Here is an 18,973-nt window from a genome sequence, read left to right as displayed (position 1 = left end):
AGCGGTCACGCCACCTGTTCCGGCGAAGGCCGCGGACCGACCGCCTCTCCCCGCCGCCGGGCGGCCGTCCACAACCCGCCGGCGACCAGGGCCGCGGCCAGCCCGAGCACCCCCACCGCCCCCGCCAGACTCCCCACCGCGGCCTCTCCCGCGAGCAGCACCAGCGGGCACGCGAACTCACCGCCGAAGAAGGCCGCCATCCACAGCCCGGTGCCGCGGCCGCGGTCCGCGAAGGCGAGTCGGGACATCGCGCTGGTCAGCAGAGCGGGCAGCAGCATCCCCGTGCCGACGCAGTTGACGACCGCCCCGGCGACCAGCAGCGGCGCGTTGCCCGCCAGGAACATCAGCCCGAAGCCCACCGCGCACACCGCCAGGACCGCCGGTACCAGCGGGTCCGGCGAGCGCCCCAGGCGGGCGAAGGCGACCGCCCCGCCCACCGTCGCCGCGCTGGCGATCGCCGTGGCCAGTCCGATCACCCCGGAGTTCTTCACCCCGAGGTCGTCGAGCAGGTACGACATCTCGACCGGGACCGTGTAGAAGACCATCGCCCCGAAGAAGGTCAGGGCGCAGATCCCGCCCAACTGCCGCCAGGGGAAGGGGCGTCGGGCCCCTTCGCGCGGCGTCCGGACCGCCGCCGCGCGGGGGGCCGGGCTCGGCAGCGCCGTCGCCATCAGCGGGGCCAGCACCAGACTCACGGCATACACGAAGAACGGCACACGCCAGCCGGCCGATCCGGCCGCGCCGCCGAGCACGAAGAAGGCCGTGGCCGACGCGGACGCGCACATGGTTTGCAGGGAGAGGTACCGCACCCGCCGCTGCCCCGAGTAGTAGTCGCCGATCAGCGTGGTGCAGCACGTCATGATCGCGGCCTCGGCCACCCCGACCAGGGCGCGGCTGGCGATGATCGCGCCGAGCGAGTCCAGCCAGAGCGGGGCCGTGCCGAACACGGCGTACAGCAGGGTCGCCACGACCAGCAGCCGCTTGCGGCCCAGCCGGTCCACGATCACCCCGGCGAACGGGGCCAGCACGGCCAGCGCCAGGGCCGGCACGGTCAGCGCGAGCGGCACCAGCGCCTTGGCGCCCGGCACGGAGGCGAAGTGGTCCTGCATCTTCGGCAGCACGGGGGCGATCAGCACCGCCCCGAGGATCGGCAGGCAACTGCCCGCCATCAGCAGGGTGACCCGCAGGAGATGGGCCGGGCCGGAGACGGCCACGGGGGGCGGGGCGGCGGCGTCGACCTCGGTGGCGGACGGCGGCGGAACGGAACCGGGCATGACGACTCCAGAGGGCGGGGTACGGAGCGGGCATGCCTGTCACCGGCGCGAGTGGGCGCACGGCATGCCGGGGGCGGCCGCGCGCCGGGGGCTCGTCCGGACGTCGGCGGGCGGGTAGGGACGACTATGGGCGGTCATGTCGCGTGCCGCCATCCTCGGCGCGATCCGAATCGCGTATCCGCGTCATCCACGCCGTTGATGAGCGCGGACCCGCGCGTCCCGGGACCCCACGCTCGCGAAGCTCCACGCCCTGAGCTTCCGGTGGGAGCCCGTCGCCCCCGACGTCGAACCGCGCCTCACCCGACTGTTGCAGGCCGTCGCCGTGGGAGCGACCGTGAGGGACGGTGAGTGAACACGGGCCTGCGGATGCCGACGCGTTGGGGGAGGGGTGCGGGGCGGGCGGTGACGCCGAGGCCGTCTCGCGTCCGCCCCGCGCCCGCGCGTCGTCGCCGTCTACGCGGCGGGGGTGAGTTCGGCGCGGCCGAACAGCAGCGCGTAGCCGGCGGGGAGCTGGTGAAGGACGCGGGTGATCAGGTCGGGGCCGGCACAGGTCGCGACGGCGGACAGGACGGAACCGGTGTCCCAGCGGGTCGTGGCCTGCGAGGCGCCGGTGCGGGCGGCGAGGTCCTTGACGAAGGCCCAGCCGGTGAGCGGCTGGGAGTCGGGGATCTGGGTGGTGAGGATGCGTGCGGCTTCGAAGGGCAGGCGGGCGGCCAGTTCGGCGCGTACGTCGCCGGTCAGCTGGCGTCCCAGCCCTGCGAGGACCAGGCGGACGGCTTCCTCGGCCTTCTCGCGGGTGGGGTAGGCGCCTTCGTAGCGGACCTTCTCCAGCATCTGCTCGTACGCCGTCCCGTGGGACTGCTGGAACGGTGCGCGGCGTTCGGACATCACTGCGGTGGTTGCCTTTCTGTCACCAGGGTCGTGGTGCCGGTGTGCGGTCACCGGGGGTGGGTGGTCGGGTGGGCCGGGGGCGGCCGAAGAGCAGCAGGAGGACGGCGCCGGCGGCCCGGCCCGTGGGCGGTCTGCTCGGTCGCGTCCTCGATGCGGGTCCTGCGGCGGCCCGCAGAACCGCTCCGGGGTCAGCGGCTCGGCGCCCCGCGACGGGCGGTGCCTTCCGGCAGGTGCGCCGTCCGGTGGGGGCCTGCCTCGCCGACCGGGTCCGCACCCGGCAGGGCGGCCGTCCTGCGGGCCACGCGCTCAGCTCCCTGCCGGGGTCGGCCGCCGCCGGCCTGCCGCGGTCCTCGGGGCGCGGAGGGCGGGCGAGGGGGAGATCGGTTTCCCGCCCTCCGCCGCTGTTCAGCCCCTGTCCGTCCGGCTCAGCCGGAGATCTCCTTGCGGTCGGAGCCGACGCCGATGGCGATCTTGCGAGGCTTGGCGCGCTCGGCGATCGGAATGCGCAGGGTGAGCACTCCCGCGTCGTAGTCGGCCTCGATGTGCTCGGTGTCGAGCGTGTCGGCCAGCACCAGCTGGCGGGAGAAGACGCCCAGCGGCCGCTCCGACAGCTCCATCTGCGTGCCCTCGGCCTTCGCCGCCGGCCTGCGCTCGGCCTTGACGGTCAGCATGTTCCGCTCGACGTCGATGTCGATCGCGTCCGGGGTGACGCCGGGGATGTCGAAGGCCACCACGTACTGGTCACCCTCGCGGTAGGCGTCCATGGGCATCGGGGACGGCCGCGACCAGGTGCCGGGGACCATCAGCTGCTGCGCCAGCCGGTCGAGCTCGCGGAAGGGGTCAGTGCGCATCAACATCGGAAAACACCTCCAGGAGTTCGGGCAGTGACTGCCAATGCGCCTCACTGAAACCGTTGTAACATGTCATCCAATGGATGACAAACACGGTGTCGTCAAAAGGATGACAACCCGAGGGAGGTGCCCATGACCCCGGCCGACCAGCCGGCTTCACCCAGCGCCGACGCGAACAGCCCGGCGTCGTTCTTCGCCGCCGCGACAGCCCTGGAGGCCATCGACGACGCCCTGCGCGCCGCCCGCCACGAGGTCCCCGCCACTGCCGAGGATCACGAGGTCGGCCCGGACCGGGCACTGGCCTCCCTCCTCCTGCTGCGGCAGGTGCGCGAGCGGCTCGCCGGATGGGAGACCGGCCTGATCGAGACGGCCCGGGACGCCGGAGCCAGCTGGGCCGACCTCGCCCACCCCCTCGGCGTCGCCAGCCGCCAGGCCGCCGAACGCCGCTACCTGCGCGGCCGTCCCGGCCCGGCCGGAACCACCGGCGAACAGCGCGTCCAGGCCACCCGGGAACGCCGCGCCGCCGAACGCACCACCGCCGTCCGGGCCCGCCGCAACGCGGCCGACCTGCGCCGCATCGCCGGCCAGATCACCGCCCTCACCGACCTGCCGGACGCCGCCCGCCTCCCCCTCAGCCATCTCCACGCGGCCCTCGCCCACGACGACCCCGCCGACCTCATCCACCCCCTCCACGCCACCCGCCCCCACCTCACCGCCACCCACCCCGACCTCGCCGCACAACTCGACACGCTCATCGCCCCCTGACCCGCCCACGGGCATCGCCGGGGACACCGCCGCAGGGCGGCGGGGCTGGTCGGTGGGGCTGGTCGGTGGGGTGCGCGGACGACGCCGTGCCGGCCTTGGGCGGAGCAGGCGCGCAGCCGGCTCCGCCGCTCGCCGCCCGGCCGGAGCGCATCGCGTCGAAGGCCGTCCCGGTGCCCTCGGCCACCTGCGCGGCGCCGCCCCCACAAGCCCCCGTCCAAACCCCCGTACAAGCCCCCCTTCAAGCCCCCGGTACAAGTACCGTGCGCAGCCGTTCCGGGCCGCGGCGTCAGGCGTTCGCGCCGGCCGCCCCGCGATCCGCGAAGTGCTCTGCGTAACCCGGATGCCGCAGTCACCCGGCGCATCCGGACGGGCGGACCGCACCGTAGAGGTAGTGAGGCGAGGAGCGCCGGGGCGCACGGACGACGACTGAGGCGGTTGGCGTGGCGGACGAGACGGCCGGGACGGCGAACGTGGACGGAACCGCTGCCACGGATCCGAGGACCTGTCTGGTGACCGGTGCCAGCGGGTACATCGGCGGGCGGCTGGTGCCGGAACTGCTGGACGCCGGATACCGGGTGCGCTGCCTGGTGCGCACCCCCCGCAAGCTGCGTGACCTGCCGTGGGCCGGGCGGGTCGAGGTCGTCCGGGGCGACGTCGCCGACGCGGGCTCGGTGGCGGCGGCGATGGAGGGCGTCGATGTCGCCTACTACCTGGTGCACGCGCTCGGCGCCGGCGGCGACTTCGAGCGCACCGACCGGCAGGCGGCCCGGGTCTTCGGCGAGCAGGCCCGCAGGGCCGGCGTCGGCCGCCTGATCTACCTGGGCGGGCTGACCCCGGCCGGCGTGCCCGAGCGGGAACTGTCGCCGCACCTGCGCTCCCGTGCCGAAGTGGGGCGTATCCTCCTCGGCTCGGGTGTGCCGACGGCCGTCCTGCGGGCCGCTGTCATCATCGGCTCCGGCTCGGTCAGCTTCGAGATGCTGCGCTACCTGACCGAGCGGCTGCCGGTGATGGTCACGCCGCGCTGGGTGCACACCCGCATCCAGCCGATCGCCGTACGGGACGTGCTGCGCATCCTGGTGGGGTGCGCCGACCTGCCGCCCGACGTCAGCCGCGCCTTCGACATCGGCGGCCCCGAGGTGCTCACCTACCTGGAGATGATGCGGCGGTACGCCGCCGTCGCCGGGCTGCCCCGGCGGCTCATCGTGCCCGTGCCGGTGCTCACGCCCGGCCTGTCCAGTCACTGGGTCGGCCTGGTGACCCCCGTGCCCGCCGCCGTCGCCCGCCCGCTGACGGAGTCGCTGCGCCACGAGGTGGTGTGCCGGGAGCGGGACATCGAGCGGTACGTGCCCAGTCCGCCGGGCCACCCGGTCGGATTCGACCGCGCCGTCTCCCTCGCGCTCCAGCGCGTGCGGGACGCCCAGGTCGTCACCCGCTGGTCCTCCGCCTCCGTGCCGGGTGCTCCCAGCGACCCGCTGCCCACCGACCCGGAGTGGGCCGGCGGCAGCCTCTACACCGACGTACGCGAACGCCACGCCGAGGTGGCTCCCGACGCACTGTGGGAGGTGGTCGAGGGCATCGGCGGTGAGAACGGCTGGTACTCCTTCCCGCTGGCCTGGGCGGTACGCGGCTGGCTCGACCGCCTCGTCGGCGGGGTGGGCCTGCGCCGGGGACGACGGGACGCCCGGCGGCTGCGGGTCGGTGACTCACTGGACTTCTGGCGGGTGGAGGAGATCGAGCGCGGGCGGCTGCTGCGGCTGCGCGCCGAGATGCGGCTGCCGGGCCTGGCCTGGCTGGAGATGAGCGTCGAGGAGGAGGGGGCCGGCGGCGCGCGTTACCGGCAGCGGGCCCTGTTCCACCCGCGCGGGCTGTTCGGCCAGCTCTACTGGTGGAGCGTGTCGCCCCTTCACGCGATCGTCTTCGGCGGCATGGCCCGCAACATCGTCCGCGCCGCCGAACGCACGCGGCAGCGGGACACCGCGGGCGGACCCGGCAGCCCCTCCGGGCCCGTCCCGGCCGCGGACGACAGTGCCGTCCGGGCCGACCGCCGTCCTCCCCCGGCGGGCAGCTGAGACCGACTGCCTGAACGGCCCGGGGGCCAGGGCGGCGGCTGGTCACGGTGGGCTGCTGGGGCGTTCGCCGGGTTTCCCGTCGTTCCTGGTGCGCGCGGCGTCGGGGGGCAGGGTGTGGTGGCCGACCGCGGTGACCTTGGCCACCATGCCGGCGAGCTGGGCGCAGGCTCGCGCGATCTCTTTCTGGGTCGCGTTGCGCTCGCTGACGGCCGCCGCGACGAGCAGCGCGGTGAGCGAGGAGGAACCGTTGAACGCCTGCAGGGTGATCATCTGGGTCAGCAGGTCGTGACCGGCGAACGGGCCGGCGCCCCGGATGGCGGAGAGGACCGCGAAGGTCGACACGGCCAGCGCGCAGGGCGCCGCCCCGGCCAGCTGGAAGCGGAAGGCCGCCCAGATCAGCAAGGGGAAGCCGAGGAACAGGAGGGGTGTCCTGCTGGTCTCCAGGAGACCCACGCCGTAGGTGGCCACGACGAGCAGCAGCGCCTCCGCCCAGCGGGCCGCCGGAGCGTTCTTCGGCCATCGTGCCGAGCGCAGCATGAGCAGGACCGGCGTCACCACCAGGACGCCCATCGCGTCGCCGGTCCACCAGACCCACCAGGTGGGCCAGAAGCGGCCGACGGTCAGCGCACCCGAGAGAGCCAGGGTCGCGGTGCCCGTCGTCGCGCTGATCAGCGTCCCGGCGAACGCGCCGAGGAAGATCAGCGCGAGCACGTCGCGCCGACGGTCCAGTTCCGAACGGAATCCCGTACGGCGGAGCAGCAGGTACGAGCAGACGGGCGCGGCTGTGTTTCCCGTCGCGATCACGAGTACGGCCCAGCCCGACGGCCCGAGGGAGACGTTGGTCAGGAGCGCGCCGAGCGCGATCCCGGGCCAGACCCGTGGGCCGCGCAGCAGCAGGCCCGCAACCGCGACACCGGTGGGCGGCCACAGAGGAGTGACCTGGCGGCGCACCAGTGGCTGCAGGAGCCCCAGTCTGGCCGAGCCGTAGTAGAGCGCGGCGACGACACAGACGTCCAGGACAGCCACACCACCGCGCCGGAGCCGGGCACGCCGCGCGACAGTCATCGGGCGACCTCCGCATCGACATCGCCCCTCGGTCCATCATCCGCCGGATCCCCCGAATCCTCCACGGCACCGATGAGCTGGGCGTTCGGCCGAGCCGCCGGGGTCATCCGGCGGGCGGGACGCGCAGGGCGAGCACGGCCATGTCGTCGTGACCGTCGCTCGGGTGGTGGTCGGCCAGTGCCTGGACGAACTCCGGCAGGGGCAGATCGGCGTACGCGGTGGCGAGGCCGGTGAGGTCGTCGAGGCTCGCGTCGATGGACCGGTCCGGGCGCTCGATCAGCCCGTCCGTGAAGAAGACCAGGGTGGCGCCCGGGGGCACGAACCGGGAGTGGTCGGGGCGTGGTTGTTCGCAGTCGACCCCGAGCGGCAGCCCGGGCTCGACGAACAGGTACTCCGCTCCGTGCCCGGGGGTGATGAGCAGCGGCGGGACGTGCCCCGCGCTGCTCCATCTCAGCCGCCAGCCCGGCCCGTCCGGTTCGATGCGGGCCAGGGTCGTGGTGGTGACGGGATTGTCGGTGATGGCGTGCAGGGTGCGATCGAGCTGGGCGAGAACCGCGCCGGGCGGGCCGCCGCCTTCGAACAGCAACGCGCGCAGCATGTTGCGGACGGAGGCCATGGCGGCCGCGGCCCTGATGTCGTGCCCCACCACGTCGCCGATGACGACCGCCACGACGTTGCCGGGCAGCGGGACGGCGTCGTACCAGTCCCCGCCGAGCCGACTGGGCTCGGCGGCGGGCCGGTAGACGGCTGCGGCCGTGAAGGGCCGCAGGTCGGGCAGCTTGGGCAGCAGCAGGCGCTGGAACTGCTCGGCTCCGGCGCGCACCCGCTCGAACAGGCGGACGTTCTCGATCGCGATGCCGGCCGCGCCTGCGAGGGCGACGAGCACGCCCTCGTCGTGGGCGTCGAAGGGCTTTCCGTCGCGCCGCTCGGTGAGGTAGAGGTCGCCGTAGACCTCGCCGCGCACGCTGATGGCGACGCCGAGCAGGGTGTGCATGCGCGGGTGACCGGGCGGGAATCCGACGGACGCCGGATGAGTCTGGATGTGAGCCACCCGCAGCGGCTCGGGGTGGTGGATCAGGTGCCCGAGGACCCCCAGGCCGCGAGGGAAGCCGGTCTCGGCCAGAGCGGCGCGTTGGTGTTCGGACAGACCGGCGGTGATGAACTGCGCCAGGCGGTCTCCTGACTCGTCGAGCACTCCCAGCGCCCCGTAACGGGCGCCCACCAGCTCCATGGCGGTGGTCACGATACGGTGCAGCACCGCCGGGAGCTCGACCTCCCGGCTGATGGCCACCACCGCTTCCAGCAGGCTCTGCAGCCGGTCCATGGCGGTCAGCAGGGAGCGCAGCTGCTCGTCGATCCGGCCCAGCTCGGCGCGCAGGCGCAGGTGCAGGTCGGAGAGGTGGGGCTCCCCCGCGTGCTCTCCTCCTCCGATTCCCGTCATCACGACGGTCCGGCGGCGCGAGGCCGGGTCGCGGGCCCCTTCGGCCGACGACCGTCACCGCGCGTCGACGTCGTCGGGTCCGCCCACACGATCGAGCGGTGCATTCCGGCCTCCTGGCGCGTGCCTGCTCCACCACCGTGGCCGCAGCGAGAACGAATAAACAGGATAAAGGGTATTTATCGGATCCTAAAACGTTCCGTCCTCACCGCATGCGCGACGTCACCGGGGACAGCTTCCGGCACACCGCCGACTCCGCAGTGGTGAGCACCACCACGCCCTGTGCGACCGGTCGAGCACGGGCTTCCCGCAGGGCCGGGTCAGCCCTGCTCCTCCTGCGTGAGGGCGTCCCGGAGCTGGGCTCTGGCCGTGATGCCGAGCTTGGGGAAGATCTTGTGCAGGTGGTAGCCGACCGTTCGGGGGGAGAGGTACAGGCGGGCCGCGATGTCGCGGTTGGTCAGGCCCTGGGCGGCCAGTTCGGCGATCTGGCGTTCCTGCGGCGTGAGTTCGCCCGCGGGGGCGGCGGGGGCCGTCGCCGCGCCCGCCGCCCGTAGCTCCGCCGCCGCGCGCTCGGTCCAGGGGCGGGCGTCCAGGCGCTCGAAGCACTCCAGGGCTGCGCTCAGGTGCGGGCGGGCCTCCGCGCTGCGCCGGCGCCGGCGCAGCCACTCGCCGAAGTCGAGATGGGCGAGGGCCTTCTCGAAGGGCCAGCAGTCGGTGGCCGAGTCGGCGAGGGCGGCGTGGAAGTGCCGCTCGGCGTCGTCGGTGTCCGTCAGCAGGGCGGTGGCCCGGTGGAGCACGGCCGCCAGGCGGGGGGAGGGGTCGGGCCGCAGGTCCCGCTCGACGGCGTCGACCACCGTGCGCGCGTCGTCCGCCCGCCCGGCCCGGACCGCCGCGGCCGCCAGGTCGCCCAGGTAGTAGAGCGAGGCGTGGTAGTGGACGGGGGCCGGGCCGAAGTCCCGGGTGAAGGTCGCGCGCAACTGCTCGTACGCGTCCACGTGGTCGCCGGCGACGAACGCGGCCATGCCCATGGCATGCCGGTGGCGGACCTGGAGACTCAGCGACTTGCGCGGGTCCATGCCGCGTACGGCCCGCATCGCCTGCGTCCGGGCGGCCGCGGGGTCGCCCTGGAGCGCGCACAGGGTGGCCCGCAGGATGCCGGCGCCCACGGTCACGTTGTCCGCTCCCGCCTCCGTCGCCATCCAGAACGCCTCGTCCGCCGCTTTCCCGGCGGCCGTCCACGAGCCGTTCTCGAACAGGGCGAGGGCGAGCGCCTGGGTCACGGTCGCGTTCGTGCCCGCGCTGCCGGACCGCCGCAGGAGGTCCATGGTCCGCCCGAGGACACGCACGGCCTGCTCGGTCTCGTCCAGGATCCACGCCGTGCCGCCCAGCGCCGTGAGGTTGCCGAGGGACTCGTCCTGCGCCAGGGTGGCCATCCCCTCCGCCAAGTGCCGTGACAGAAGCGGCCGTTCGTGAACGGGATCAGCGACCGCCCGCACCCAGGCACGGGCGGCGGGCTCCCCGTCGCTGTCGATCAGGCCGCCGATCCGGTCGAGTTCGGCGCGGTAGTGCGGTGTGCCGGAGTTGTAGACGGACGTCGCGGCGGTGCTCAGGGCGCCGAGGGCGAGGCCGGGAGCCGAGGCGGCGGTGGCTTCGGCGACGCCCAACAGGAGTGTCAGCGCGTCCTCGTGACGGAGCGTCACGCCGAGCGCCCAGCCGCCCAGCAGCGAGGCCTCGGCGCGCAGCCGGGGATCCTCGGTCAGCTGGCCGACCCGGCCGCTCAGCTCGCTCACCCACTGCGGATGACCGGCGAACATCGCCGCCTGCGCGGCCGTCAGCAGGCGCCGGGCTCGCAGCTCCGGCGCCGGGGTCAGCTCGGCGGCGCGTTCCAGCGCGGTCGCGGCCGCCGCGTAGCCGCCCCGGCCCCGGGCCCGTTCGGCGCTCTCCGCCAGGGCGTCGGCCACCTCCGCGTCCTGGCCGGTCGCGGCGGCGGCCAGATGCCAGGCCCGGCGGTCCGGCTCCTCGGCCAGCGCGGCGGCCAGGGCGAGATGGGCCTGCCGACGCTCGTGGAAGGAGGCCGCGTGGTAGACGGCCGAGCGCACCAGCGGGTGCCGCAGCTGCACCGCGCCGTCCGCCACCCGCACCAGGCCGGCGCGTTCGGCGGGGTCCAGCGCCGATACGACGTCCAGCTCGGGGGCGGCCCGTATGAGATCGGTCAGCCGGGCCGGGCCGGCCGCGGCCACCAGGAGCAGCGCCGCCCTGGTGGGCGCCGGCAGGCCTGGCAGGTCGGCGGCGAACAGGTTCTCCAGGCGTGCGGTGAGCGGCAGTGTGGCGCCCCCCGCCCCGCCGACCCCCATGTCGCCGGTCCGGCCCCGGGCCAGGGCGCGGGGCAGCTCGATCAGGGCCAGCGGATTGCCGGCCGCCTGCTGGAGGATCTCGGCCCGTGCCTTGCCGCGCGGCGGATCCGGCTGCGCGTCCAGCAGCTGCCCGGCCGCGGTGCGGCTCAGCGGACCCACGGTGACCTGCGGGAAGACCCGGTCGAAGCGGGCTGGTACGCCGTCCTCGCGGGCGGCCAGCAGCAGCACCACCGGCCGGCCCTCGACACGCCGGGCGAGGAAGGCCAGCACGTCCACCGAGCCGAGGTCCAGCCACTGGGCGTCGTCCACCAGCAGGAGCAGCGGCCGGCGCGCGGCGGCCTCGGTGATGAGCCCGAGCACGCTGACGCACAGGGACAGCTGATCGAGTTTCAGCTCGTACTGCGCCGCCTCCGGTCCGAAGGCGCGGTCCAGGGCCTCCCGTTGCCCTGCGGGCAGGCCCTCGCCGGGCAGCAGCGGATGCAGCAACTGGTGCACACCCGACAGCCCCAGCCCCGCCTCGCCCTCGCTGCCGCGCACCCGCAGGATCCCGAGCCCCCGGGCCCGGCCCCGCTCGGCCGCCCAGTCGACGAGGGTGCTCTTGCCCGCCCCCGGCTCCCCGCTCAGCACCAGCACCTGCGGGCCGCCGCCGTCCACCGCCCCGAGCAGCCGGTCCAGGCGCCCCAGCTCGGCGGCCCGTCCCAGGATGCCCGGATCGAAGGGGTGGTCGGTGGTGCCGGCGCGCATGAACCGTCCTTGTCGTCGAGCCGCTGATACGACAATCCTGCCAGTGGTCTACGGCAGGACGAGAACCGCAGCCGGGGCGAGAGGGGGCCGCGGTCGGGCCGGTGGGGCAGGGCCCCGGGTGGGGCGAGAGGGGGGCCGTGGGTGTGCCGGGGGCAGAACCCCAGATGGGGCCGAGAGGGAGGCCATGGGTGTGCCGAGGGGGCAGGGCCCCGGGTGGAGCGAGAGGGGGCCATGGGTGTGCCGAGGGGGCAGAACCCCAGATGGGGCCGAGAGGGGGGCCATGGGTGTGCCGAGGGGGCAGGGCCGTGGGTGTGCCGGGGGGCTGGGAGCCGTGGCCGAGCCCACCGGGCAGAACCGCGGGCCGGCCACGTGCGAGCCGACGGGACCGGTGCCGTCGGCGAACTGTCAGAAGCGGCGCCGGAGGCGGAGCCACCGGGCCGGAGTCCGCGGGGGCCGGCGTGACAGGACCGGAGGCGAACGGGCCGGGCCATAAGCGGCGGTGACTGGTCATGTGACAGAAGCGGGCCTCCCCGGTCTCCGCGATGATGGCCCTGGCCAGGCAAAAAGCGCACCGCCCGGGGAGTACGTGCATGACGGTCCACCCATCCCAGCAGTCCACGACCGGCGACGGCGTCGGAGTTCTGGGCCGGGACGGCGAGATCGGGCGGATTCTGCGGTGCGTGGCGCGGGAGCCCGGCGCCGCCCAGACCCTGCTGCTCCTCGGTGAGGAGGGGACCGGGCGTACCACGCTGCTCCGGCACGTCCGGGAGCGGGCCGCCGTCGACGGCGTGCTGGTACTGGCCGCCCAGGGCTGGGCCGAGGACCCGCGGCATGCGCACGCCTGTCTGCGCCAACTGCTGACGCCGCCGGTGCGGGACGAGCTGGCCGCCCTGCCCGCCGCGCAGCAACGGGCGCTGACGGCCGTACCGGGAGCGGACGACCCGGCGGACGAGGCCGAGCTGCACACGGCAGTGACGGCGCTGCTGGACCGGCTCGCCGCGTCCCGGCCGGTGCTGGTGTGCGTGGACGACGCCGACCTGTGCGGCCGGGCCTTCCCGGAGGCGCTGTTCGCCGCGGTCCGCCAGCTGACCGGCCGCGCCCTGACCGTGCTGCTCGCCGCACGCCACGAGACCGCCCTGCCCACTCCGCCGCCGGGCACCGAACCCCTGCGGCTGGGCCCGCTGAGCGCCACCTCGGCCGCCGCCCTCCTCGACCGTCAGCCGGCCGCGCCCACCGGCCGGCACCGGCTGGAGATCCTCGCCGAGGCCGAGGGCAACCCGCTGGCCCTCGTGGAACTGGGCCGCGGTGCGCCGGGCCCCGCCGAAGCGGTACGGCACGCGCACGTCTTCGGCGTACGGGTCGACGCCCTTCCCGCCGCCACCCGCCGGGCCCTGCTGTACGCGGCGGCCGCCGGACCCGGGGAGACCGTCGCCACCGTGATGGCCGCCCTCGGCACCGACGAGCTGGCGGTGTGGGCGCCCGCGGAGGCGGCCGGGCTGATCGCGCTGGCCGAGGACCGCTTCGACTTCCGGCATCCGCTGGCCCGCTCGGCCGCCTACCTCAGGCGCCCGGCCGGCGAGCGGCAGCAGGCGCACCGGGAGCTCGCCAGGGTCGCCGTGCTGCCCGAGGTCCGGGCCCGGCACCTGGCCGCCGCCACCGTGGGCGCCGACGCGTCGGTCGCCGCCGCCCTGGAGGCCTCCGCCTGGCGGCGCGGGGACGCGGTGGAGGCCGCACGCGCCCTGGAGCAGGCGGCCCGGCTCAGCCCGCAGCCGCCGGAGCGCGCCCGCCGGCTGGCCGAGGCCCTGGCGGCGGCCCATGCTGCGGGCGACCCGGGCTGGGTCCGTGAGCTGCACGAACGGCTCGTCCAGGAAGGCGGCGAACCCGAGTTCGTCTGTGCCGCGGCCGGTGCCCTGGCCTCCGTCCTGTCCCACGAGTCCGCCCAGCGCCAGGCCTTCGAGCTGCTCGTCGACGCCGCTGAGCACTTTCCCGTCGTCGACCGGACCCTCGCGCTCGCCCTGGCCGGCCTGGCGACGGGCATCGCCGTCCAGTCCGGGCTGCCGGAGCACACGGCGGCCCTGCCCACGCTGCTCGACCGGGCCCGGCACGCCGACGCTTCCGGGCGGTGGCGGCCCGCCACGGCCGGACCACTGGCCCGGCTGGACACCCCGCACCCCCGGACCCTGGCCGCACTGGTCACCGCGGTCACCCGGCCGCGGTCCGCCCCGTCCACCGGCGCCCCGCCAGGCCCCGGCCCGACGCCCGGCGCCCCCGACGCGTCGGCCGCCCGCGCCGTCCTCGCCGCGGTCGCCCACCAGGCGGACGAGGCGGACGTGGACCTGGGGCAGACCCGTACCGCCGACGAGCGGCTGCGCGGCGCCCGCGCCTTCGGGCTGCGCGGCTGGTCGGTGCCGCCGCTGGTGGACACGCTGCTGGCCTCCGGGCGGTTCGCCGAGGCCGGGAGCGTGATCGAGGACGCCCTCACGGAGGCCACGGTGCTGCGCCTGCCACGGCTGCGGGCCGATCTGGAGACGCAGGCCCTGACCGTACGGGCGCTGCGCGGCACCCTGCCGTCCGAGCCCTGGTTCACCCCCTCCGTATGGCGGGCCGTCTCCCTGGACGAGAACCGGGCCACCCACGCCCGGCTGCTGCGCGCCCGCGGCCTCGCCTCCCTCACGCGCGGGGACATGGAGGACGCCTGGCGGCAGCTGCGCGACTTGTTCACCGCCGACGGCGCGCCCCTGCACCCCTGCCTGTCCGCGCGGGCCGTCGCCGAACTCGCCGTCACCGCCCAGCGCACCGGCCGGTCGGCCGAGGCGCTGCCGATCCTGGAACGGGTCCTGGCGGAGCAGGGCGACCGCCCCAGCACCCGGATGACGCTGCTGCTGCACCACGCCACCGCCCTGGTCGGCCCGGACCGCGAGGCCGAGCAGCACTTCCAGCTCGCGCTCGTCAACCACGGAGCGAACCGCTGGCCGTGGGAGTGCGCCCACGTCCGCCTCAACTACGCCATCTGGCTGCGCCGCTGCCGCCGTACCCTGGAGGCGCGCCAGCAGCTGACCACGGTCCTGGAGACCGCCGAACGCCTCGGCGCCGGCGCCCTCGCGGCCGCCGCCGGCACCGAACTGCGCGCCAGCGGCGCGGCCCCCGCCCCGGCGGACGCGGGTCTGCTGGAGCAACTGACCGCGCAGCAGCAGCAGATCGTCCAGCTGGTCGCGCGCGGCCTGTCCAACCGTGAGATCGGTGAACGGCTCTTCCTCTCGCCGCGCACCGTCGGCTCGCACCTGTACAACGTGTATCCCAAGCTCGGCATCAGCAGCCGCCATCAGCTCCGAGACCTGGTGCAGGGCCGGTGACGGCGTCCGAGGGACGGTCGGAGGGACGCCCATGACTCCCGGAGCACCGGGTCCGGGTGCCGTCGTCCTCGATCCGGTGGTGCAGCGCCTGGTCAGCGCCGCCGCCGTGCCGCCCGCCCTCGACGACCTCGGCCCGGACGCGGCACGGCAGGCGCTGCGGGAGACCCAGGCCGACCGGTTCGAGGACTTCGACGTGGACGCGGTCTTCCAGGTGGCACCGGTCGGCCCCGCGCGGCTGCTCGGCTTCTGGACCGTACGCCCGGCCGGTGCGACGGGGCCGCTCCCGGCCCTGCTGTACCTGCACGGCGGCCGGTGGGCGCTCGGCGACGCGCAGACCCACGCCCGGCTCATCAGCGAACTCGTCACCGGCGCCGGCGTGTGCGCCGTCGTCCCCGAGTACAGCCGCGCACCCGAGGCCCGCTACCCGGTGGCGCTGGAGGAGTGCTACGCCCTGCTGGACTGGGTGGTCTCCCGGGCCGACGCGCTCGCGCTGGACCCCGGCAGGCTGGCGGTAGGCGGCGACTGCGCCGGTGCCACGCTGGCGGCCGCGGTGACCATGCTGGCCAAAGCGCGGCACGGACCGCGGATCCGCGCACAGCTCCTCTACTACCCGCTCACCGACGCCCGCTGCGACAGCCCCTCGCAACACCAGTTCGCCACCGGCTACCTGCTCACCCGCCGGGCGCTGCGCGCCTACTGGGAGCGGTACGTCGCCGACCCGGCCCGCCGCGGCGAGCCCACCGCGGCACCGTTGCGGGCGCGCCCGGCGGAGCTGGCGGGACTGCCGCCGGCCCTGGTCGTCACCGCCGAGGCCGACGTGGCCCGCGACGAGGGCGAGCAGTACGCGCGGCGGCTGTCCGAGGCCGGCGTCGAGGTGCTGTCCGCGCGGTTCCTCGGGACCATCCACGACTTCGTGGCGCTGCACGCCCTCGCCGACAGCGCGCCCACCCGGGCCGCGCTGCTGACGGGCTGCGCCTTCCTGCGCGCCCGACTGGTGTGACGGGCACGGGAACAGCACCGAGGACCAGTCGGCCGACTGATGCGTGGGCACCCGTCGCCCGGTGAGACTGCGAGCATGCCAACCGCGATCGGCTCCTACGAGGAGATGAGCCGGCGTCCGGCCGGCGCGGCGAGCGAGCGGACCAGGGTGCTGACCACGTGCTCGGTTCCGCCCGACGAGAGCCTGGAGTACTGGCACGACGCCGTTCTCGACACCCTGGTGGGGATGGACATCGCCACCGAGGGCCGTACCTACGACGCCACCCTGCGCACCGACCGCCTCGGAGACCTGCGGATCACCACGGTGGAGGCCGACCCCGGCCGCGTCCACCGGTCGCCGCGGTTCATCGCCCGCGGCGACGGACGGGAGATCTTCGTGACCGTCCAGAGCACCGGCCGCGCCCGGGCCGAACAGGACGGCCGCGCCACCGAGTTTCTCCCCGGCGACATCGGTTTCTTCGAGACCCGGCGCCCCTTCCGCACCATCTTCCCGGACCGCTTCCAGCTGAAGATCTTCGCCATACCGCGCCCGCTGCTGGGGCTCTCGGAGGCCGACGTACGGCAGCTCACCGGCCGCGCGGTCCACCCGGGCGGCGGGCTCCCCGCGCTGCTCGGGCCGCTGCTGGAACGGCTGGCGGACACCTCCGCGTCGTACACCACACCGACGGCCGAGCGGCTGGCCGAGAGCGTCGTCGACCTGGTGGCGGCCACGGCGGCGGACCAGCTGGGCGCGGACCCGGCCGACCTGCCGGGCGCCGACGACGTGCTGCTGCTGCGCGTCAGGACGTACATCCGCTGGCACCTGTCCGACCCCGGGCTGACCCCGTCCGTCATCGCCCGCGCGCACGGCATCTCGGTGCGCTATCTGCACCGGCTGTTCGAAGCCGAGGACACCACCGTCTGCCAGTGGATCCGCGACCTGCGCCTCGGCGAGTGCCGCCGGGAGCTCACCGCGCGGCCGACGGGCTCGGTCAGCCTGGGCCAGGTCGCCCGGCGCTGGGGGTTCACCAGCGCGGCCGGATTCGGCAAGGCCTTCCGCAGCTCCTACGGGCTGTCCCCGACGGACTGGCTGGACCGGGTCAGGGCGGACGGCCCGCCATGCTGACCGCGGTGTCCTGCGCCACCCGGGACCTGGCACCCGGCGACCGCCTCGCCGCCTGGCAGCGCGCCCTCTCGCGGACCTTCGTGGACGTCGAGGTCACCGTGGAGCACGACCGCTCCTGGACCGGCGAACTGGCCGCCGAACGGCTCGGCGCCCTCCAGATCGCCACCGAGGACTTCGGCCCCGGCACGATCCTGCGCGGCGCCCGCACGGCCGCCGCCGATCCCCGCGGCCACATCCTGGTCCGCCGCCAGCTGACCGGCACCGCCCTGCTCCTCCAGGACGGCCGCACCGCCGAACTCCACCCCGGCCGACTGGCCTTCCACGACGCCCGGCGGCCGTTCCGGATCGTGCTGCCCGAGCGGCAGCGGGCCCGGGTCTTCATGGTGCCCCGCGCCCTGCTGCGCCTGGAGGAACGGCAGCTGCGCGCCCTCACCGCCACCGTGGTGGACGGCGCCGACGGGGGAGCGGCCGGCCTGCTGCTGCCCCTGCTCGACGGGCTCACCGAGGAGGTGTCCCGGCCCGAGCCGAGCCGACGTGAACAGCTCGCCCGGACCGTCGTGGACATCCTCGCCACGCTGGCCCTGGAACGGACCGGCGGGCAGCCCGAGTCGGCCCTGTGGGAACGGATCACCGCGTCCGTCCGGGCCCGGCTCGGCGAGCCCGGACTCGCCCCGCGGGACATCGCCGACCAGCACGCCATCTCGCTGCGCTACCTGCACCGGCTCTTCCAGCGCCAGGGCACCACCGTGGGCGCCTGGATCCGCGCCCGCCGGCTGGAGGCGGCCCACGAGGAGCTGGCGGCGCCCGGCGCCGCCCACCGGTCGATCGCCGCGGTGGCCGCCCGCTGGGGGTTCACCAGCCCTTCCCACTTCAGCCGGGCCTTCCGCGAGGCGTACGGCATGTCCCCGGCACAGTGGCGGCGGGCGGCGGGCGAGTCCGGCCGGTGCGGCTGACACCCTCGCCTGCCTGCCTGCCTGCCTGCCTGCCTGCCTGCACGCGCGCGTGCCTGCCCGCTTGTTCGCTGCCGGGCGGCACCCGTGGCACGCAGGGAACGATCGCCCCCGCTTCCCCCGCCTACCGTCCGGATCACCGGGCTTGTGCGGAAAGAGGCGAGCGACGAGGGGTGAGCGAAGAGGAGGGGCGGGCGGACAACAGGGGCGGGCGAGGAGGGGCGAGCGGAACAGGGCACGAACTCCGGCTCCGCGGTCGAGGACCTGACGGTCACCCGGCGCAGGGCGGAGGCGGCACGCGCGTGCTGTTCCGGCGCCCGGGGGTCGCGTGGCCGCACCACGGCGGACCGCCACCGCCACCGCCGTCGCCGCGGCCTCGGGGCCCCACCACGGCCTGCGTCCGTACATGGGCGGTCGGCGCTCGCCCGCACTGGGCGGTCGGCGCTCGCCCGCGCGTGGACGCCGGTGTTTTCGTGGTCGCGCCACGCGGCCGCGACCACGGCCTCTACCCTTTCCGCTTGGCGGCCGGATCGAACCGATGAACAGAGTGACGATGGAGCGCACATGACCGATGAGGCGATGGGTGACGAGGTCTACCAGCCGGACGGTTCCGAGGTGCAGGACGACGCGGGCCTGCTGGACGCCTCGGACACCCTGGACTACCGGGCCGGTGAGGAGGCTCTGGACGAGGGCTACTCGCCGCCGGAGCGGCCCTGGGCGGTGGAGCACACCGGCGTGACCGCGGCGGAGGGACGGCGCGGGGAGACCCTGGACGAGCGTCTCGCCGAGGAGGTGCCGGACCTCGGCGTCCCCGAGGGCGACGGCCTCGGCGACGTCTGGGACACGGACGGCGAACTCCTGGACGACGAGGTCGGCGACGGCCGCGCCGGACGGCTCCTCGCCCTGGACGAGGGCGCGCACGAGGTCACCGACTCCGACCTGTTCGCCTCCGACCGCGGCCTGGACGGCGCCGGGGCGTCGGCGGAGGAGGCCGCGATGCACGTGATCCCCGAGTCCGGCGACTTCTGACGAACCGGACCCCGGCGGCTTCCGGACGGCTTCCGGACCGGCCCGGCGACCTGCCTCGTGGCGCACCGCGATGTGCCGGGGCACGC

Annotated in this window: 13 protein-coding genes; 7 read left to right on the top strand and 6 right to left on the bottom strand. The window is 75.3% G+C overall.

Annotated elements, in window-relative coordinates; translation table 11 throughout:
* Window positions 1-5 precede the first annotated feature (5 nt).
* The 3 genes from AB0P24_RS16425 to AB0P24_RS16415 form a co-directional block, all read right to left on the bottom strand.
* Window positions 6-1,274 carry an MFS transporter gene (locus AB0P24_RS16425; protein WP_365794407.1) on the bottom strand — a complete coding sequence of 423 codons (1,269 nt, stop codon included), beginning with the start codon at window positions 1,272-1,274 and terminating at the stop codon, window positions 6-8.
* A 453-nt stretch (window positions 1,275-1,727) separates the two neighbouring features.
* On the bottom strand, window positions 1,728-2,165 hold the full coding sequence (locus AB0P24_RS16420) for a DUF2267 domain-containing protein (protein WP_365794405.1): 438 nt from the start codon (window positions 2,163-2,165) through the stop codon (window positions 1,728-1,730).
* Window positions 2,166-2,590: 425 nt separating this feature from the next.
* Window positions 2,591-3,022, bottom strand: coding sequence for an Hsp20/alpha crystallin family protein (locus tag AB0P24_RS16415; protein ID WP_365794403.1), 432 nt, complete (start codon window positions 3,020-3,022; stop codon window positions 2,591-2,593).
* Window positions 3,023-3,148: 126 nt separating this feature from the next.
* Between AB0P24_RS16415 and AB0P24_RS16410 the strand changes: the two genes are divergently transcribed.
* Together AB0P24_RS16410 and AB0P24_RS16405 are read left to right on the top strand one after the other, a co-directional pair.
* Complete coding sequence (locus AB0P24_RS16410) at window positions 3,149-3,781, top strand: type III effector protein (protein ID WP_365794401.1); 633 nt, start codon at window positions 3,149-3,151, stop codon at window positions 3,779-3,781.
* A 470-nt stretch (window positions 3,782-4,251) separates the two neighbouring features.
* A complete protein-coding gene (locus AB0P24_RS16405; RefSeq protein WP_365794617.1) occupies window positions 4,252-5,850 on the top strand; it encodes an SDR family oxidoreductase in 1,599 nt (532 codons plus the stop codon).
* A 42-nt stretch (window positions 5,851-5,892) separates the two neighbouring features.
* Here the strand turns inward: AB0P24_RS16405 and AB0P24_RS16400 are convergent, their stop codons facing one another.
* The 3 genes from AB0P24_RS16400 to AB0P24_RS16390 form a co-directional block, all read right to left on the bottom strand.
* The gene (locus tag AB0P24_RS16400; protein ID WP_365794399.1) at window positions 5,893-6,915 is read right to left on the bottom strand and encodes an MASE1 domain-containing protein; all 1,023 of its coding nucleotides are present in this window, start codon (window positions 6,913-6,915) and stop codon (window positions 5,893-5,895) included.
* A gap of 103 nt (window positions 6,916-7,018) precedes the next feature.
* Window positions 7,019-8,356 carry a GAF domain-containing SpoIIE family protein phosphatase gene (locus AB0P24_RS16395; RefSeq protein ID WP_365794397.1) on the bottom strand — a complete coding sequence of 446 codons (1,338 nt, stop codon included), beginning with the start codon at window positions 8,354-8,356 and terminating at the stop codon, window positions 7,019-7,021.
* 317 nt (window positions 8,357-8,673) lie between these two features.
* On the bottom strand, window positions 8,674-11,451 hold the full coding sequence (locus AB0P24_RS16390) for a LuxR family transcriptional regulator (RefSeq protein WP_365794395.1): 2,778 nt from the start codon (window positions 11,449-11,451) through the stop codon (window positions 8,674-8,676).
* 590 nt (window positions 11,452-12,041) lie between these two features.
* Between AB0P24_RS16390 and AB0P24_RS16385 the strand changes: the two genes are divergently transcribed.
* From AB0P24_RS16385 to AB0P24_RS16365, 5 genes are all read left to right on the top strand, one after another.
* Window positions 12,042-14,804: an AAA family ATPase gene (locus AB0P24_RS16385; protein WP_365794393.1), complete on the top strand. Its 2,763-nt coding sequence runs from the start codon at window positions 12,042-12,044 to the stop codon at window positions 14,802-14,804.
* A gap of 31 nt (window positions 14,805-14,835) precedes the next feature.
* The gene (locus AB0P24_RS16380) at window positions 14,836-15,804 is read left to right on the top strand and encodes an alpha/beta hydrolase (protein WP_365794391.1); all 969 of its coding nucleotides are present in this window, start codon (window positions 14,836-14,838) and stop codon (window positions 15,802-15,804) included.
* Between the two features lie 75 nt (window positions 15,805-15,879).
* Entirely contained in the window at window positions 15,880-16,908 is a 1,029-nt protein-coding gene (locus tag AB0P24_RS16375) for a helix-turn-helix domain-containing protein (protein ID WP_365794389.1), read from the top strand.
* Window positions 16,902-17,861: a helix-turn-helix domain-containing protein gene (locus AB0P24_RS16370; protein WP_365794387.1), complete on the top strand. Its 960-nt coding sequence runs from the start codon at window positions 16,902-16,904 to the stop codon at window positions 17,859-17,861. Before AB0P24_RS16375 ends, AB0P24_RS16370 begins: the two co-directional genes overlap by 7 nt.
* A gap of 561 nt (window positions 17,862-18,422) precedes the next feature.
* Window positions 18,423-18,887, top strand: a complete 465-nt coding sequence (locus AB0P24_RS16365) for a DUF5709 domain-containing protein (RefSeq protein ID WP_365794386.1) — start codon at window positions 18,423-18,425, stop codon at window positions 18,885-18,887.
* Window positions 18,888-18,973 lie beyond the last annotated feature (86 nt).

Source organism: Streptomyces sp. NPDC086519 (genome assembly GCF_040686075.1).
In the GTDB taxonomy this organism is placed as follows: Bacteria; Actinomycetota; Actinomycetes; order Streptomycetales; family Streptomycetaceae; genus Streptomyces; species Streptomyces shenzhenensis.
The sequence above is the reverse complement of the archived record's forward strand: the minus strand, read 5'-3'. Positions and strand labels throughout refer to the sequence as shown.

Excerpts from the sequence above, each read along its gene's own strand:
- AB0P24_RS16370 (WP_365794387.1), top strand. The coding sequence starts at position 16,902 with ATGCTGACCGCGGTGTCCTGCGCCACCCGGGACCTGGCACCCGGCGAC.
- AB0P24_RS16415 (WP_365794403.1), bottom strand. The coding sequence starts at position 3,022 with ATGTTGATGCGCACTGACCCCTTCCGCGAGCTCGACCGGCTGGCGCAG.
- AB0P24_RS16385 (WP_365794393.1), top strand. The coding sequence starts at position 12,042 with ATGACGGTCCACCCATCCCAGCAGTCCACGACCGGCGACGGCGTCGGA.
- AB0P24_RS16365 (WP_365794386.1), top strand. The coding sequence starts at position 18,423 with ATGACCGATGAGGCGATGGGTGACGAGGTCTACCAGCCGGACGGTTCC.
- AB0P24_RS16425 (WP_365794407.1), bottom strand. The coding sequence starts at position 1,274 with ATGCCCGGTTCCGTTCCGCCGCCGTCCGCCACCGAGGTCGACGCCGCC.
- AB0P24_RS16400 (WP_365794399.1), bottom strand. The coding sequence starts at position 6,915 with ATGACTGTCGCGCGGCGTGCCCGGCTCCGGCGCGGTGGTGTGGCTGTC.
- AB0P24_RS16410 (WP_365794401.1), top strand. The coding sequence starts at position 3,149 with ATGACCCCGGCCGACCAGCCGGCTTCACCCAGCGCCGACGCGAACAGC.
- AB0P24_RS16375 (WP_365794389.1), top strand. The coding sequence starts at position 15,880 with ATGCCAACCGCGATCGGCTCCTACGAGGAGATGAGCCGGCGTCCGGCC.
- AB0P24_RS16390 (WP_365794395.1), bottom strand. The coding sequence starts at position 11,451 with ATGCGCGCCGGCACCACCGACCACCCCTTCGATCCGGGCATCCTGGGA.
- AB0P24_RS16380 (WP_365794391.1), top strand. The coding sequence starts at position 14,836 with ATGACTCCCGGAGCACCGGGTCCGGGTGCCGTCGTCCTCGATCCGGTG.
- AB0P24_RS16395 (WP_365794397.1), bottom strand. The coding sequence starts at position 8,356 with ATGACGGGAATCGGAGGAGGAGAGCACGCGGGGGAGCCCCACCTCTCC.